A 16819-nucleotide genomic window follows, 5' to 3' on the forward strand; every position below is an offset into this window, starting at 1 on the left:
GACGCCATGCAGGTCCAGCCGCACCGTCCGCCCGAGTTGCTCGCCGCCTACGCCGCGCGCCCCGACCGCTACGACGAGCTGTGCCAGCGCATCGGCAGCGTGGTGGTGCTGCGGCCGCACTGGCGCGATTTCTTCCACAGCCTGGCGGACATGGCGCCGGCCGAGCTGGCGGCGCGGCGGGTGGCGCTGCGCCGCCAGATCCACGAGAACGGCATCACCTACAACGTGTATGCCGATCCGCGCGGCTTCCAGCGGCCGTGGGAGCTCGACCTGCTGCCGCTGATGCTGCCGTCGGCCGAGTGGGCGCAGATCGAGGCCGCGGTGATCCAGCGTGCGACGCTGTTCAACCGCATCCTGGCCGACCTCTACGGCGAGCAGACGCTGCTGCAGCAGGGCCTGATCCCGCCCGCCCTGATCTTCGGCCACAGCGGTTTCCTGCGCCCGCTGGTGGGGGCGAAGCAGCCGGGCGACCTGTTCCTGCACCTGTTCGCGGTGGACCTGGCGCGCTCGCCCGACGGGCGCTGGTGGGTGGTGGCCGACCGCACGCAGGCGCCGTCCGGCGCCGGCTATGCGCTGGAGAACCGCAGCGTGCTGGCGCGCGCGCTGCCCGAGCTCTATCGCAGCGCCGGCGTGCAGCCGCTGGTGCCCTTCTTCGAGGGCTTTCGCGACAGCCTGGCGGCGCTGGCGCCGGCGGACGCGGAGGAGGGCGAGGACGCGCCGCTGATCGTGGTGATGACCCCCGGGCCGTACAACGAGACCTACTTCGAGCACGCCTTCCTCGCCCGCGAGATGGGCTTTCCGCTGGTCGAGGGCCAGGACCTGACGGTGCGCGACGAGACCGTGTTCCTGCGCACGCTCGACGGCCTGCGCCGGGTGCATGTGATCCTGCGCCGGGTCGATGACATCTGGTGCGACCCGCTGGAGCTGCGCGACGACTCGGCGCTGGGCGTGGCCGGCCTGGTGGGGGCGGTGCGCGCCGGCCGCGTCACCGTCGCCAATGCGCTCGGCAGCGGCATCCTCGAGACCGGCGCGCTGCTCGGCTACCTGCCGCGGCTGGCCGAGCAGCTGCTCGGGCAGAAGCTGAGGATGCCCTCGGTGGCCACCTGGTGGTGCGGCGAACCGGCCGCCTGCGCCTATGCGCTCGAGCACCTGCGCGAGCTGGTGGTGAAGCCCGCCTACCCGAGCGCCAGCGCCGGTCCGGTGTTCTGCCGCGACCTGCCCGAGGCCGAGCTCGAGGCGCTGGCGGCGCGCATTGCCGCGCGCCCCTTCGATTTCGTCGCCCAGGAGATGGTGAACATCTCGCAGGCGCCGGTGCTCGCCGTCGATGGCGAGGCGCCGGGCGAGCTGCCGAGTGAGGCCGAGGCCGCCGCCTGCAGCCTGGTGGCGCGCAACATTGCGCTGCGGGTGTTCGTCGCCGCCGGCCCGGACGGCTTCCGGGTGCTGCCCGGCGGGCTGACGCGGGTCGCCTCCGGCGCCGACGCGCGCGTGGTGTCGATGCAGCAGGGCGGCAGCAGCAAGGATGTGTGGGTGCTGCGCTCGCCGGCGGCGGCACGACCGGCGGCGCGCATCGTGCCCGGCCAGCTTGCGCCGTCCGAGCACGCGCTGCGCGAGCTGAGCCTGTCGAGCCGGGTGGCGGAGAACTTCTTCTGGCTCGGGCGCTACAGCGAGCGCGCCGCCGCCGCCGCCCGCCTCGGCCGCGAGACGCTCGCCCGCCTGGGCGGGCTGGTCGGGCCGGCGGGCGAGCTGAGCCTGGCCGGTGCGTCGCCGGCGGGCGCGGGCGGCGGCCTCGCGCAGGACGGCACGAAGGCCGATGACGAGCCGACGCTGGCCGCCCTGCTCGGGCTGTGCCGGCGGGCGGCCATCCTGCCGACCGAGGGCGAGGAGGCCGCGGCGGCGGACGCAGACGAGGGCGGCGATGGCGGCGGTGGCACCGAGGGTGGCGCGGCGGCGCGTGCGCTGCGCGCGCGCGTGCCGCTGTCCGTTGCGCTGCTCGCCGGTGCGCTGTTCGACCCCGCGCGCAGCGGCAGCGTGGTCGCCAACCTGCGCATGGTGCTGGGCCTGGCGGCCCAGGTGCGCGACCGCCTGTCGCCCGACAGCTGGCGCATCTACAACCGCCTGTCCGATTTTGCCGAGGCCCCCAGGCGTGCACCCAGCCTGGGCGATGCCCTGCACCGGCTCGACGACTCGCTGCTGTCGCTCGTCACCCTGTCGGGCTTCGTCATCGAGAGCATGCCGCGCGACGCTGGCTGGCGCTTCCTGTCGATCGGGCGGCGCATCGAGCGCCTGCAGTTTCTCGCTGCGGCCTTGTCGGCGCTGCTGCTGTCGCCGCACCCGGGGGCGCTGCGTGCGCTGCTGGCGCTGACCGACGGCGAGATCCGCTATCGCAGCCGCCACGCCCGCGGCCTGGCGCCGCAGCCGGTGGCCGAGCTGGTGATGCTCGACGGCGACAATCCGCGCGCGCTGCGCTACCAGCTCGAGTCGCTCGCCGAGCATGTGCGCCTGCTGCCCGAGGGCGAGGCGCTGGCGGCACCGCTCAACCGCCAGCGCGAGCGCCTCGATGCGCTGTCGCTGTGCGACTGCTTCGTGCTCGAGCTCGACGGCCGCGCCCGGCGCGAGGCGGCTGGTGCGCGCCACTGCGACACCCTGCAGGCCGTGCTGGCCGACACCTGGGCCTGCGGCAACCAGCTCGCCGACGCCTTGTCGCACCGCTACTTCACCCACCTCGACGCCCGCAGCCGGGCGACGGTTTCGCTCTGAGCGAGGTGCCGCCAGGATGCAGGAATACGATGTCCGCCACGACACGACCTACCACTACGACAGTCCGGTGCTGCTGTCGCAGCAGATCGCCCACCTGCGCCCGCGCGAGGTGGCCCATCAGCAATGCCTGTCCCACACGCTGGCGATCGAGCCGCCGGCCTCGGTACAGCGCGAGCGCAGGGACTTCTTCGGCAATCCGGTGACCGCTTTCGCGGTCTATTCGCCGCACGACCGCCTGCGCGTGCGGGCGCGCAACCGCATCCGGGTCGATCCGCGGTGCTGGCCCGAGGCCGCCGGCAGCCTGGCGTGGGAGGCGGCGCGCGACCACCTGCGCGATGGCCTGTCGGGCCATGCGCCACTGCAGGACGATGCGCGCGACGCCGGCCAGTACCGCTTCGGCTCGCCCTTCGTGCCGCTGGGCGAGGCCTCCGCCACCTATGCCGACTATGCGCTGCAGTGCTTCACCCCGGGCCGCCCGCTGGTCGAGGCCCTGCTCGCCTTGTCGGCGCGCATCCATGCCGACTTCAGTTTCGACCCCGAGGCCACCAGCGTGGCCACGCCGGTGGCGCAGGTGTTTGCCGAGCGGCGCGGCGTGTGCCAGGACTTCTCGCACCTGATGATCGCCTGCCTGCGCGCCCTCGGACTGGCCGCGCGCTACGTGTCGGGCTACCTGCTGACCGCGCCGCCGCCTGGCCAGCCGCGGCTGATCGGCGCCGACGCCTCGCACGCCTGGGTCGCCGTGTGGTGTCCGGGCCTGGGCTGGGTGGAGGTCGATCCGACCAACGACCTGCAGCCGGGCAGCGGTCACATCACGCTTGCCTGGGGGCGCGACTATGGCGACGTGTCGCCCTTGCGCGGCGTGATCCTGGGCGGCGGCGGGCACAAGGTGGAGGTTGCGGTGACGGTGATGCCGCTGGAGGAGGGCGAGCACGCACCACTTTGATGCATTGGCGGCCATCCTGGTGCGCACCAAGGCAGTGCCTGCACGCAGATGCGCCATTCCGTGGGGATTGGGGCTTGGCACGCTTCATGCTGAACCCTGCGCGAGGGAGTAAAAACATGAGCGCAAACAGCACAATGACCGCCGCAATACCATTCGACGAGATGTACGCCGCCGACGGCAGCGTGCGCGAGCACTACCGGCCCTATGCCGAGTGGCTGGCGCAGATGCCGCATGAGCGTATCGCGCGCAAGCGCAGCGAGGCCGACGTCGCCTTTCACCGCGTAGGCATCACCTTCAACGTGTATGGGGAGGAGGGGGGCAAGGAGCGGCTGATCCCCTTCGACCTGCTGCCGCGCATCATTCCGGGCACGGAATGGACGGCGCTGGAGGCTGGCCTGCGCCAGCGCGTGAAGGCGCTCAACGCCTTCCTCGCCGATATCTATCACGGCCAGGAGATCCTGCGCGCCGGGCGCCTGCCCGCCGACCAGGTGCTCAACAACGCCCAGTTCCGGCCCGAGATGAAGGGGGTGGACGTGCCCGGCGGCCTGTACGCGATGATCGCCGGCATCGACCTGGTGCGCGCCGCCGGCGCCGACGGCAAGGGTGAGTACTACGTGCTGGAAGACAACCTGCGCGTGCCCTCGGGCGTAAGCTACCTGCTCGAGAACCGCAAGATGATGATGCGGCTCTTTCCCGACCTGTTCTCGCGCTACAACGTGCAGCCGGTCGAGCACTACCCCGACCTGCTGCTCGAGACCCTGCGCGCGGTGGCGCCGGCCGGCGTGCTCAACCCGACGGCGGTGCTGCTGACGCCGGGCGCCTTCAACAGCGCCTACTTCGAGCACAGCTTCCTCGCCCAGCAGATGGGGGTGGAGCTGGTCGAGGGCCAGGACTTGTTCGTCAAGGACGACACGGTGTACATGCGCACCACCCAGGGGCCCAAGCGGGTGGACGTGATCTACCGCCGCATCGACGACGACTTCCTCGACCCGGAGGTGTTCCGCGCCGACTCCATGCTCGGCGTGCCGGGCCTGATGGCGGCCTACCGTGCCGGCCGCGTGACGCTGGCCAATGCGGTCGGCACCGGGGTGGCGGACGACAAGTCGATCTACCCCTACGTGCCCGAGATGGTGCGCTTCTACCTCGGCGAGGAGCCCATCCTCAACAACGTGCCGACTTACATGCTGCGCAAGCCCGAGGACCTGGCCTACACCCTGGCCCACCTGCCCGAGCTGGTGGTGAAGGAGGTCCATGGCGCCGGCGGCTACGGCATGCTGGTGGGGCCGGCGGCGAGTGCGGCCGAGATCGAGGACTTCCGCCAGCGCATCCTCGCCGCGCCCGAGAAGTACATCGCCCAGCCCACGCTGTCGCTGTCGTCCTGCCCGACCTTCGTCGACGCCGGCATCGCGCCGCGCCACATCGACCTGCGCCCCTTCGTGCTGTCCGGCGGCAAGGAGATCCGCATGGTGCCAGGCGGACTCACCCGCGTGGCGATGAAGGAAGGCTCGCTGGTGGTCAATTCCTCGCAGGGTGGGGGCACCAAGGACACCTGGGTGGTCAATTGAAGAACCCGCCGCCGCGTCATCGCCCGCGCCGGGCGCAAGGAGAACCAAGATGCTGAGCCGTACCGCCGATCACCTCTACTGGATGGCGCGCTACACCGAGCGCGCCGAAAACACCGTGCGCATGCTGGACGTGTCCTACCGCATGTCGCTGCTGCCGAGCACCAACGGCGGCGACACCGACGGCTGGTCGGCGATCCTCGCCATCAGCGAGCTGTCCGAGGCCTTCGCCCGCAGCGGCCGGCCGCTGACCGCGGGCGACGTCATCGAGTTCGTCGTCCTCGACCGCGACAACCCGTCCAGCGTGTGGAACTGCCTGCGTGCCGCGCGCGAGAACGCCCATGCGGTGCGCGGCACGCTGACCGCCGAGATGTGGGAGACGACCAACGCCACCTGGCTCGAGATCCGCGACATCACGCCGGAGAAGCTGCAGGCGACCGACCTGGGCGAGTTCTTCGAGTGGGTGAAGTTCCGCTCGCACCTGCTGCGCGGGGTGACCTTCGGCACCATGCTGCACGACGATGCCTTCCAGTTCGTGCGCCTGGGCACCTTCCTCGAGCGCGCCGACAACACCGCGCGCCTGCTCGACGTCAAGTACCACAGCCTGCTGCCCAAGGCCGACGGCCACAACAGCTCGACCGACTTCTACCAGTGGGGCGCGCTGCTGCGCTCGGTGTCGGCGTTCGAGACCTACCGCCACGTCTATCGCGACGTCATCACGCCGTACAAGGTCGCCGAGCTGCTCATCCTCAACCACGCCATGCCGCGCTCGCTGCACGCCTGCCTGGACGAGATCAACGGTATCCTGGGCGACATCGCCAACCTGCACTCGGCCGAGGCCGCGCGCCAGGCCGGCGAGCTGCACGCCAGCCTGCACTACGGGCGCATGGACGACATCTTTGCCACCGGCCTGCATGTGTGGCTCGAGCGCTTCCTGGCGCGCATCAACCGCCTGGGCGACAGCATCAGCGACAACTTCCTCGTTCCGGTCGCGGCCTGACGCGCCCGACCCCGCCCGCCACGGGACCTGCCCATGACCTACTGCGTTGCCATGTGCCTCGACGAAGGCATCGTCTGTCTGTCGGACTCGCGCACCAATGCCGGGGTCGACCACATCAACACCTTTCGCAAGATGACCGTGTTCGAGCGCGCGGGCGACCGCGTGATCGTGCTCATGAGCGCGGGCAACCTCGCCATCACGCAGGCGGTGGTGAGTGTGCTGCGCGAGCATGCGGCGGTGCAGGACCGCGACAGCCTGTGGAACGCGCCGACGATGTTCGAGTGCGCGCGCCTGGTCGGCGACACCATCCGCCGCATCTACCAGCTCGATGCCGATGCGCTCAAGCAGTTCGGGCTCGACTTCAACGCCGCCTTCATCCTGTGCGGGCAGATCGCCGACGAGCCGCCGCGGCTGTTCAACATCTATGCCGCGGGCAACTTCATCGAGGCCTCGGCCGACACGCCGTATTTCCAGATCGGCGAGTCGAAGTACGGCAAGCCGATCGTCGATCGCATCGTCACATGCACGACCTCGCTCGACGAGGCCGCCAAGTGCGCGCTGATCTCGATGGATTCCACCATCCGCTCCAACCTGTCGGTCGGCCTGCCGCTCGACCTGCTGATCTACCGCCGCGACGAGCTGCGCGTGGCCCGCCACCTCAGCGTCGACTGGGACAACCCCTATTTCGACATGATCCACAAGGAGTGGGGTGCCAGCCTGCGCAAGGTCTTCAACGCCCTGCCCAACCCGGACTGGGCGATGTGGCCGGGCGAGACCGCCGCGCTGCCGAAGATCGAGGTGGTGGCGCCGCCCGCGGCGCGCGGCGGCAACGGCAAGCCCACCTAGCCAGGGCCGCGCGACGGGCTGTTGCGGGGACGCAAAAACAACAAGGCAGGAGCAAAAAACACTTGCGAGATTTTTTGTTGCAGTGCAACATAAGCCCACACCGATGCATCGCTGCGGTGTCACTTCACCACAGGAGCACACCATGAACACCTCGCCCGAAAAGCTGTTGTCCACCGTCAAGTCCGCTGCCGAAGCGCGCGTCAATGAAATGGCCGTTGCCAGCGACAGCCTGCTGTCGGCCGTCGAGCACCTGACCGCGCTCAACCTCAATACCGCGCGCTCGGTCCTCGACGACACGATCGCCCTCAACAAGGCCGTCACCGCGGCGCGCGACCCGAAGGCGCTGGTCGAGCTGCAGATCGGCACCGTGACGCCCTCGCTGCAGAAGGGTTTCGCCTACTTCAAGACCGTCGGCAGCATCGCCAGCCAGACCCAGGCCGACCTGTTCAAGCTGGTCGAGGCCGGCATGTCGCAGTGGCTGCAGGCCGTCATCGTCACCCTCGAAGGCCTGAACCGCAATGCGCCGGGCTCGGAGTTTGCCGTCAAGGCGCTGAAGACCGCCGTCGCCAACGCCTCGTCGGCCTACGAAGGCGCGACCGAAGTGGTGCGCCAGGCCTCGGAAGCGGCCCAGGCCAACGCCGACCAGGCCGCCGCCGCGGCCGTCGAGGCGGTGAGCAAGACCACCAAGGCCACGGTCACGCTGCTCAAGAGCGCCGCCTAAGCCTAGTGCGCCTGCCTCGGCCGCTCGGCCGCGGCGCCTGGCACGAGGCCAGCCCTTCGACGGGGCTGGCCTCGTGCGTTTACGGCGGGCCAAGCCCCTGGCGAGGCGCTTGGTGCCAGCGGCCGTGGCACAGGGTGTCCTGTCATAGAATGCAGGGCATCTTCCGTCCCCTGCACAGGAGTCCGTCCGATGCGTCGCCTTCCCCTCTACATCGCCATGCTCGCCGCCGTCGGCACGGCCGGCCTGTCCTTGCCGTCCGCGGCGCATGCGCAGGGCACGGCCGCCGAGATCCTCGAGCGCGCGCGCGGCCAGGCGCGCGACATCGAGGAGTTGCGCAAGGTCCTCAACGGCCCCGACCAGAACATGCGGCTCGCCACCTTCGACGCTATGGTCAAGAGCGGCGACGAGGCCCTGCGCCTGATCGCCTACGAGACCGGCCTCGCCAGCGCCGACAGCGTGCTGCGGGCGATGGCCTTCAAGGCCTTGCTGCTGAGCCAGAACAACCTGCACCTGACGCTGACGCCCGATCCCGCGGCGCCGAAGCCGATCCAGGAGGCCTCGGCCGACTACCTGGTCAAGAACGGCAGCGGCCTGGTGGTGCCGATCGACGGCCGCAATGCCGAGGCCGGCACCTTCAAGTCGAGCTACTGGCAGGGCCAGGTCAGCGGCACCGAGCTGGTGTTCAACTACAGCTCGCGCATTACCGGCACGATGAGCCTGCAGGACGACAACGCGGTGGCGGGCGTGGTGCGGCTGGATTCCGGCCGCACCCAGTTCCTGGCTTCGGGCAAGCTGCGCTGAGCGGCGCGCGCCGCTGCGCGCCTCTTACTGGAGCAGGCCGATGCGGCCGAGGCTGATGAGCTCGCCGCCGCCCACCGTGGCGCTGAAGCTGAGCCGCAGCAGGCGGGTGCGCAGCGGCGCGAGCGCGATCTGCGCGACGCCATCGCGATAATCCAGCGCCACCGAGGTGATCGCGCGCCAGCTGCGCGCATCGCCGCTCGGGTTGATGAACAGCTCGACGTGGGCCGGTAACCGGCCGGCGTCGGCGACGGCGCGGCCGTCGAGCACCACGCCATGGATCGTGACCAGGCCCTCGCCGGCCTGCAGGTCGATGGTGACCGGCCAGCGTTCGGGGATGCTGGCCCAGGGCGGCGCCTCGGCGCCGGCGGTGAGGTTGGCGGCGCGATGCGCCTCGTCGATCGGCAGCGCGTTCCAGGCGAGCACGCGCGGACCGCCGGCCGCTGCGGCGGCGGGGGCGCTCGCCGGCGCCGCTGCGGCCTGCGCGGCGGGCGCAGCCGCAGGCGCCGCAGCGTTCATCAGGTGGGCGTCCACCTTCGCCATCAGCATGTCGATGCGCGCCACCGTGCCGATGCCCGAGCGCGCGTTGACCGACAGCAGCATGCCGACGCTGACGCCGTCGATCAGCAGCAGGCTGCCGCTCAGGCCCTTGCGGATCGGGTTGCCCTGGTGGGTGGGCTGCACGCGCAGCAGGCCGCGGCCGTCGTCATCGACGATGGTGACGCCGAGCTGGGCCACCGTGCCGTCGCCGTTGATCGCGCGCAGCGTGCCCAGCCGGCCCTGCTGCAGCAGGCGCTCGACGGCGCGCCGGATGCTCAGTGCGCTCGTCCCGCAGTCGGTGCTGATGGCGCCGTCCACGCGGGCGAGGCTGAGATCGTCGCCGAGGTCGGCGTGGTCCACAGTTTCTCCGAGCAAGCCTTGCGGGCCCTCGCGCCGCAGCGCCGGGCGCCCGGCCTCGCTCACCACATGGGTGGGCAGGATGGCGTAGCACTGGCCGCCATGGTGGGCGAGAAAGGCCTGGCCGATCTCGAGCGCGCTGGCGTCCTGGGTCGTCACCACCGCCTGCTGCGCGGCGACCGGGGCGGCGCAGGGCAGCAGGGCGGTCAGGGCGCTCGCCCACAGGCGTGCGCGAAGGCGGGAGTTCGTCATCGTTGGTCGTCCTGCGAGGGGGGTGGGGGCGGGCGCCATGCGCGGCGCAGCGCGCGCCAGGCCTCGGCGGGCGTGGGCGCAAGCTCGCGGCAGCCGGCGAGGCCGCCGAGCACGGTGATCAGCGCCACCAGGATGGCCGAGGCCATCATCAGCCGGCGGTCGTGCAGGATGCCGACCCACCAGCCCGGCTTGAACTCGTAGCCGCTGTCACCGAAGCGCTCGATGCGGATGCTCTCGGCGCGGCCGAAGGCGACCATGGCGAGGCTGGCCGGCGCGTCGCCGCCTGCGCGGTCGAAGCGCACGAAGCCCTTGGGGTGAAACACGCCTCCACTGTCGTGGCGCTCGAGGCGGACCTGGTCGCCGGGCATCAGCGCCACCTCCTCGACCTGCGAACGCTTGGCGAGCGACTCGTCCGAGGCGGTGAACACCGCCAGCGTGCCCTCGCGCAGCATGCTCGCGTCGGACCAGGTCACGTCGCGGCCGACCCGCACGCGCTCGCCGGTGAAGGGGAAGACGAGGTCGCGCGGCCGCGCCTCGCCCGCCCAGATCAGGTTGAGGCCGGGCGGCAGGGCGATCTCCTGCCCGGACGTGGCCAGGCGCAGCGGGCCGGGGCCGCGGATCGACATCTGCAGGCCGCCGTCGCTGCGCGCCTCCAGCCCGACCTGGAGCGCGGCAGGCTCGGTGCCGGGCGTGGCGGCGCCGCCCGCCGCGGCGCTGGCACCCCCCAGCACCAGCACATGCTCGGCGTCCTCGCCACCTGGCAAGGCGTGGGCCTGCCAGCGCCGGCCGCCGCAGGGCGAGGAGGCCGTCCGCGGCAGCAACTCGAGGGGGGCGGGCAGTGCGGTGGTGGCGCACACGATGGCGCCTTCGATGCGCCACTGCGTCTCGCGCCCGGCAGCGAGCTCGAGGTCGGTCGCCTCGGTCTGCGCGCTGATGCTGAAGTACCAGCTCGGCGGCGCATGCAGGTTGAGCGCGAGCAGCACGACGACGACGCCCACGAGCAGCCAGATGGCGAGCACGCCGGCACCCAGCGCGAGCTTCCAGGCAAAGCCCAGGCAGGCGCCGCAGCGCCTCAGCGCGGCAGGCGGCGGGTGGCGGGGCGGATCGTCCTCCGCCAGCGGTGGCGCGGCCATCAGTCCTGCGGCAGCAGCACGAGCGTCAGCGTCACCGCCGGCATCTCGCGGCCATAGCGCTCGCGCTCGATGCCGACCTCGACCCGCTCGACGCCGCCTGCCGGCCAGGGGATGTCGCACCAGTGGTCGAAGCTGGTGCGCCGGCCTTCGGCGATGGCGGTGCAGGCGCCTTCCTGGCCTTGCGCCTGGCTGCGGTAGAAGACGTCGGTGGCGCCGAAGGAGTTGACGAACACGCGGATCGCCGCGGGTGCCTGGCTGCCCGCCGCACCGAGCACGTAGTAGAGGTTGCCGCCGTGCTCGCAACTGCCGGCGCTGGCGCGCATGGCGAGGTCGGTGGCGGCATAGTTGCCGAGGCGGTCGCGCAGGTTCGAGCGGTAGGGCAGGCGCACCGCCTGGCCGGCACCGGCCGCGGGCAGCCTGAAGGTGTTGCGCGAGTAATAGACGCCGTCGCGCGACAGCATCGTCAGGCACACCTGCGGCTCGCCGGCCGCGTGCAGTACCAGCAGGCTGTCGACCGAGCTGCCGCCCTGCACCGCGGTGCTGGTCACGCCCACCACCACCGAGCCGCTGACCGCCACATCGACCTGCTCGGTCTCGAAGAAGGCGCCCACCAGCTCGGCCTCGAACGGGGGCGCGGCCGCAGCCGCGCCCGACAGCGCGGCGAGCAGCGCGCCAGCCAGCAGGTGTCGGGTCGTCATCGGAGTTCTCCTTGGGGTGCCGTGGCCGGCGTGCGGGGTGAAGCCTGTTGCCAAGTTATGAAGAGCGGCGGCAAAAGGCAAGCGCCGGCTTGCGCGTGCGGCGGCCACCGCCGGGCGGCGTCGCTTGGTCCTCCCATGGGCGATAATCGCCCGCCTGCGCCTTCCAACGACCCGAGCCCATGAACCAGCAAGCCCTCTCCGCCCTCATCTGGTCGGTCGCCGACCTGTTGCGCGGCGACTTCAAGCAGTCCGAATACGGCCGCGTCATCCTGCCCTTCACTGTGCTGCGCCGGCTCGACTGCGTGCTGGCGCCGACCAAGGCGGCGGTGCTCGCCGAGTACCGCGACAAGGCGCAGGCCGGGCTGCCCTTCGAGCCCTTCGTGCTCAGGAAGTCCGGCGTGCCCTTCTACAACGTCAGCGCGCTCGACCTGCCCACGCTCGCCGGCGACCAGGACCACCTGCGCGCCAACCTGCACGCCTACATCCAGGGCTTCGCGCCCGACGTGCGCGACATCTTCGAGCGCTTCGACTTCGCCAACACCGTCGAGCGCCTGCACAAGGCCGGGCTGCTTTACCTGGTGGTCGAGAAGTTCGCCCACATCGAGCTCCACCCCAGGCGCGTCGACAACGTGCACATGGGCCTGGTGTTCGAGGAGCTGATCCGCAAGTTCGCCGAGATCTCCAACGAGACCGCCGGCGAGCACTTCACCCCGCGCGAGGTCATCCGCCTGATGGTGAGCCTGCTCTTCATCGAGGACGACGAGGCCCTCTCCAAGCCCGGCATCGTGCGCACCATCTACGACCCCACCGCCGGCACCGGCGGCATGCTGTCGGTGGCGGGCGAGCACCTCTTCGACATCAACCCTGGCGCGCGCCTCACCATGTTCGGCCAGGAGCTCAACCCCGAGTCCTACGCCATCTGCAAGGCCGACATGCTGATCAAGGGCCAGGACGTGCGCAACATCGTGCTCGGCAACACGCTGTCCGAGGACGGCCTGCTCGGCAAGCTGTTCGACTACATGCTCAGCAACCCGCCCTTCGGCGTGGAGTGGAAGAAGGTCGAAAAGGAAGTGCGCCGCGAGGCCGAGGACAAAGGCTTCGCCGGCCGCTTCGGGCCGGGCCTGCCGCGCGTGTCGGACGGCTCGCTGCTGTTCCTGCTGCACCTGATTTCCAAGATGCGCCCGGCCGAGCAGGGCGGCAGCCGCATCGGCATCGTGCTCAACGGCTCGCCGCTGTTTACCGGCGGCGCCGGTTCGGGCGAGTCCGAGATCCGCCGCTACCTGCTCGAGAACGACCTGGTCGAAGCCATCGTCGGTCTGCCCACCGACATGTTCTACAACACCGGCATCAGCACCTATGTGTGGATCCTGACCAACCGCAAGGTCGAGGACCGCCGCGGCTGGGTGCAACTGATCGACGCCTCCAGCTTCTGGCAGAAGATGAGGAAGAGCCTCGGCTCCAAGCGCAAGGAGCTGTCGGACACCCACATCGCCGACATCACCCGCATCTTCGGCGACTTTCTGGAGGTGGAGCAGGCGGTGGTGAGCGATGCCCAGGGTAAGGAGCTCGAGCGCGTCACGCTGTTCCCGGGCGTGAAGCTGCCGACCGCGCCCGAGGGCGGCAAGCTCAAGCGCGTGCCCATCGCCCGCGTCTTCCGCAACGAGGACTTCGGCTACCGCACGATCACCATCGAACGCCCGCAGCGCGACGCCGCCGGCCACATCGTGCTCGGCGAGCGCGGCAAGCAGAAGGGCAAGCCCCAGCCCGACAGCGCGCGGCGCGACACCGAGAACGTGCCGCTGTCCGAGGACGTGCAGGCCTGGTTCGAGCGCGAGGTGCTGCCCCACGCCCCCGACGCCTGGATCGACCACGACAAGACCAGGGTCGGCTACGAGATCCCCTTCAACCGCCACTTCTACGTCTTCGAGCCGCCGCGGCCGCTGGCGGAGATCGACGCGGATCTGAAGCGCTCGATGGACCGGATCAAGCAGATGATCGAGGGGTTGGCGGGATGAGCACCATGCCTGATAGCGGTTTTGCCGAGATCGTCGATCTCATCGTCACCGCCCGTCAGCGCGCGGTGCAAACGGTCAATGCCGCGCTGATCGACCTGTACTGGCAGGTCGGCGCCATCATCAGCCGCAAGATTGCCGCCGCGGAATGGGGTGACGGCGTGGTCGCGCAACTGGCGGAGCACATCGCGCACACGCAGCCCGGGTTGCGGGGATTCACGCGCCCGAACCTGTTCAGGATGCGGCAGTTCTACGAGGCCTACCGCGATGACGAGATAGTCTCGGCACTGCTGAGACAATTGCCCTGGACCCACAACCTCATCATCCTGAGCCAGAGCAAGCACCCGGACGAGCGCGTCTTCTACCTGCGCCTGGCGATCCAGGAGAAGTGGAGCAAGCGTGAACTGGAGCGCCAGTTCAAGGCAGCGCTCTTTGAGCGCGCCGTGCTCAATCCCGCAAAAGTCTCACCACCGGTGAGACAAATTCACCCCCAGGCGCTGGACGTCTTCCGCGACGCCTACGTGGTCGAATTCCTCGGCCTGTCCGAGCCGCACAGCGAGCTCGACCTGCATCGTGGACTGCTCGGCCGGCTCAAGGACTTCCTGATCGAACTCGGCCGCGACTTCTGTTTCGTCGGTTCCGAGTTCCCGCTCCAGGTCGGCAAGCGCGACTTCGCGCTCGACCTGTTGTTCTTCCATCGCGGCCTCAACTGCCTGGTGGCAATCGAGCTGAAGGTCGGCCGCTTCGAGCCCGAATACCTCGGCAAGCTCGGCTTCTACCTCGAAGCGCTCGACCGCGATGTGAAGAAGCCGCACGAGAACCCCGCCATCGGCGTGCTGCTGTGCGCCAGCAAGGACGACGAGGTGGTCGAATACGCCCTGAGCCGCAGCCTGTCGCCGGCGCTGATCGCCGAGTACCAGACCCAGTTGCCCGACAAGAAGCTGCTGCAGGCCAAGCTGCACGAGTTCTACCTGCAGAACATGCGCGACGCGGGAGAGGAAGAATGAGCTTTCGGCGCTATCCGGCGTACAAGGACTCGGGCGTCGAGTGGCTGGGGGAGGTGCCGGGGCATTGGGAGCTCCTGCGTGTCCGCCAAGTGGCGACGCTGAATCCGTCGAAGTCCGAGGTTGCAGCGCTCCCGCCTGAAACCGAGCTTTCATTCCTCCCGATGGAGGCGATTGGTGAGGATGGGCGGCTCGATCTGCAGCGTACTCGCCCGATTCTGGAGGTCTCGTCCGGCTACACCTACTTCCGTGACGGCGACGTAACGATCGCGAAGATCACGCCCTGTTTCGAGAACGGCAAGGGGGCTGTCATGTGCGGGCTCGTCGGCGGCGCCGGTTTTGGCACCACGGAGCTCATCGTTGCTCGGCCGAAGCCCGATGAGACGACCAGCGAGTATTTGCACTGGGTTTTCGTGTCGCAGCCGTTCCGCAAGCTCGGAGAGGCATCCATGTATGGAGCAGGCGGCCAGAAACGCGTCCCCGACGATTTCGTCCGGGATTTTCGGCTGGCCTTTCCTCCGCTGAGGGAGCAGTGCGCAATCTCTGCCTTCCTCGACCGCGAAACCGCCAAGATCGACGCCCTTGTCGCCGAGCAGCAGAACCTGATCGCACTGCTGAAGGAAAAGCGCCAGGCGCTGATCTCGCACGCGGTCACCAAGGGGCTGGATCCGGGTGTGCCGATGAAGGATTCCGGGGTGGCGTGGCTGGGTGAGGTGCCGGCGCATTGGGGCGTTAGCGCCCTTGGTTACCTCGCTACGATCGAGACAGGTGCGACCCCCGACCGTGCAGAGCCGAGATACTGGAACGGCTCGATTCCTTGGCTGAAGACGGGCGAGATCAACTGGGCACCCATACGCGAAGCGGAAGAATTCATCACGGAGGAGGGTGTCGCAAATACGGCGGTGAGGGTTGCAAAGCCTGGAATGTTGCTCATGGCTATGTATGGTCAAGGCGCTACCCGCGGGCGTGTCGCCCGGTTGGAAATAGAGGCTACCTACAACCAAGCATGTGCAGCCATTTTGTTCGGCGATCGACTCCTTCCCGAGTTTGGCCGCTACTTCTTCATGGCTGCATACGAGCACGTCCGAGATGGTGGGAATGAGACCAGCCAGATGAATCTCAGCGCCGGTCTCATTGCGAAAATTCGACTGCCCGTGCCACGCATCGATGAACAGGTTGCTGTCGTTCTGTTTCTCGACTTGGAGATTGCGAATCTGGATGGCCTTACCTCTGAAGCGGAGCGCGCTATTGCCCTTCTCCAGGAACGCCGCACCGCCCTGATCTCCGCCGCGGTCACCGGCAAGATCGACGTCCGCCACCTCGCCGCCGCCTCTGCCGAACCCGCCCCGGAGCCCGTATGACTCCCGCCGCGCGCCCGCAGACCATCCAGATCTTCCTGCCGCTCGGCGACCCGCGCGGCATCCGCATCGCCGAGATCACCACCCGCATCGTGCAACTCATCGAGGTGCCGCGCCCGCAGCTCGACGTCTTCCTCGCCATGCCCGAGAGCGAGCAGGTGGCGGTGTATGTCCTCTTCGGCCACAGCGACGACGGCGCCGAGCCCAAGGTCTACATCGGCCAGACCGGCGACCTGCGTAAGCGCCTCGCCAGCCACAACAAGGACAAGGACTTCTGGCCGCGCGCTGGTGCCGATGCGCGCGGCGAATACACCGCCGAGGGCTTCGTCGTGCTCAAGGGCTCGAAGGGGCGCGCACAGATCGCCAAGGCCTTCGCGCATCACTCGTTCGCCAAGCGCCGCAACGCGCTGATCGAGCAGGGCAGGATCGTGGTCGAGGGCGATGTCACCGTGTTCACCGAGGACGTGCTGTTCGCCTCGCCCAGCGGCGCGTCGGCGGTGGTGTGCGCGGCGGCGTCGAACGGCTGGCTGGACTGGAAGACGGCGGGCGGGGAGACGCTGAGCGAGGTGAAGCGCGGGGGGTGAGGTTGGCTTGCGGGGGGAGCGTTACGGCCATGAACTGCCGGACTTCCTTGAGCGCTGACTCGGCGGAAACCGTCTTGACCGCACCGCTACGAACGTCATCTGCGCGCCGATTTGCTTCCTGCAACCAAAGGTCGCGGATATAACCGTATTCAGCGGGATCGAGGCTTTCAACAAGCCGGTCGGTCAGCAGGGCATGCGCCTCACTGGGCAGTGCGAGGGCTTCGGCAGCGATTTGTTCGACAGTCATGCGCATG

At 69.4% G+C, this 16819-nt stretch carries 14 protein-coding genes and 1 pseudogene; 11 read left to right on the top strand and 4 right to left on the bottom strand.

What is annotated here, in order from left to right:
• Positions 1-6: 6 nt before the first annotated feature.
• The 7 genes from ACMV5O_RS03385 (at position 7) to ACMV5O_RS03415 (ending at position 8630) form a co-directional block, all read left to right on the top strand.
• Positions 7-2757, top strand: a complete 2751-nt coding sequence (locus ACMV5O_RS03385) for a circularly permuted type 2 ATP-grasp protein (RefSeq protein WP_416162159.1) — start codon at positions 7-9, stop codon at positions 2755-2757.
• 16 nt (positions 2758-2773) lie between these two features.
• Positions 2774-3700 (top strand): transglutaminase family protein, encoded by a 927-nt coding sequence (locus ACMV5O_RS03390; protein WP_416162160.1) that lies wholly within the window; start codon positions 2774-2776, stop codon positions 3698-3700.
• A 134-nt stretch (positions 3701-3834) separates the two neighbouring features.
• The gene (locus tag ACMV5O_RS03395) at positions 3835-5265 is read left to right on the top strand and encodes a circularly permuted type 2 ATP-grasp protein (RefSeq protein ID WP_416162333.1); all 1431 of its coding nucleotides are present in this window, start codon (positions 3835-3837) and stop codon (positions 5263-5265) included.
• 49 nt (positions 5266-5314) lie between these two features.
• Positions 5315-6262 (top strand): alpha-E domain-containing protein, encoded by a 948-nt coding sequence (locus tag ACMV5O_RS03400; protein ID WP_416162161.1) that lies wholly within the window; start codon positions 5315-5317, stop codon positions 6260-6262.
• A 33-nt stretch (positions 6263-6295) separates the two neighbouring features.
• On the top strand, positions 6296-7108 hold the full coding sequence (locus ACMV5O_RS03405; protein WP_416162162.1) for a peptidase: 813 nt from the start codon (positions 6296-6298) through the stop codon (positions 7106-7108).
• 142 nt (positions 7109-7250) lie between these two features.
• Positions 7251-7829 (top strand): phasin family protein, encoded by a 579-nt coding sequence (locus ACMV5O_RS03410; RefSeq protein ID WP_416162163.1) that lies wholly within the window; start codon positions 7251-7253, stop codon positions 7827-7829.
• Between the two features lie 189 nt (positions 7830-8018).
• Positions 8019-8630, top strand: coding sequence for a hypothetical protein (locus ACMV5O_RS03415; protein ID WP_416162164.1), 612 nt, complete (start codon positions 8019-8021; stop codon positions 8628-8630).
• Between the two features lie 24 nt (positions 8631-8654).
• Here the strand turns inward: ACMV5O_RS03415 and ACMV5O_RS03420 are convergent, their stop codons facing one another.
• The 3 genes from ACMV5O_RS03420 to ACMV5O_RS03430 are packed head-to-tail and all read right to left on the bottom strand — an operon-like array spanning position 8655 to position 11607.
• Positions 8655-9776 carry a hypothetical protein gene (locus tag ACMV5O_RS03420; protein WP_416162165.1) on the bottom strand — a complete coding sequence of 374 codons (1122 nt, stop codon included), beginning with the start codon at positions 9774-9776 and terminating at the stop codon, positions 8655-8657.
• Positions 9773-10909 (bottom strand): hypothetical protein, encoded by a 1137-nt coding sequence (locus ACMV5O_RS03425; protein WP_416162166.1) that lies wholly within the window; start codon positions 10907-10909, stop codon positions 9773-9775. Before ACMV5O_RS03425 ends, ACMV5O_RS03420 begins: the two co-directional genes overlap by 4 nt.
• Complete coding sequence (locus ACMV5O_RS03430) at positions 10909-11607, bottom strand: hypothetical protein (RefSeq protein ID WP_416162167.1); 699 nt, start codon at positions 11605-11607, stop codon at positions 10909-10911. Before ACMV5O_RS03430 ends, ACMV5O_RS03425 begins: the two co-directional genes overlap by 1 nt.
• A gap of 179 nt (positions 11608-11786) precedes the next feature.
• On the opposite strand from ACMV5O_RS03430, the gene ACMV5O_RS03435 reads away from it, so the two are divergent.
• Genes ACMV5O_RS03435 through ACMV5O_RS03450 form a run of 4 tightly spaced genes read left to right on the top strand, consistent with a single transcriptional unit; the run spans position 11787 to position 16565 of the window.
• Positions 11787-13622 (top strand): type I restriction-modification system subunit M, encoded by a 1836-nt coding sequence (locus ACMV5O_RS03435; RefSeq protein WP_416162168.1) that lies wholly within the window; start codon positions 11787-11789, stop codon positions 13620-13622.
• Positions 13619-14626 (top strand): PDDEXK nuclease domain-containing protein, encoded by a 1008-nt coding sequence (locus ACMV5O_RS03440; protein WP_416162169.1) that lies wholly within the window; start codon positions 13619-13621, stop codon positions 14624-14626. Before ACMV5O_RS03435 ends, ACMV5O_RS03440 begins: the two co-directional genes overlap by 4 nt.
• The gene (locus ACMV5O_RS03445; protein ID WP_416162170.1) at positions 14623-15984 is read left to right on the top strand and encodes a restriction endonuclease subunit S; all 1362 of its coding nucleotides are present in this window, start codon (positions 14623-14625) and stop codon (positions 15982-15984) included. Before ACMV5O_RS03440 ends, ACMV5O_RS03445 begins: the two co-directional genes overlap by 4 nt.
• Positions 15981-16565 carry a GIY-YIG nuclease family protein gene (locus ACMV5O_RS03450; RefSeq protein ID WP_416162171.1) on the top strand — a complete coding sequence of 195 codons (585 nt, stop codon included), beginning with the start codon at positions 15981-15983 and terminating at the stop codon, positions 16563-16565. The genes ACMV5O_RS03445 and ACMV5O_RS03450 overlap by 4 nt, the downstream gene beginning before the upstream one ends.
• A gap of 67 nt (positions 16566-16632) precedes the next feature.
• On the opposite strand, the pseudogene ACMV5O_RS03455 reads toward ACMV5O_RS03450, so the two are convergent.
• Positions 16633-16818, bottom strand: a pseudogene (locus ACMV5O_RS03455) (addiction module protein); the annotation flags it as partial.
• Position 16819 lies beyond the last annotated feature (1 nt).

This window comes from Thauera sp. WH-1, from assembly GCF_047806685.1.
Taxonomy (GTDB): domain Bacteria; phylum Pseudomonadota; class Gammaproteobacteria; order Burkholderiales; family Rhodocyclaceae; genus Thauera.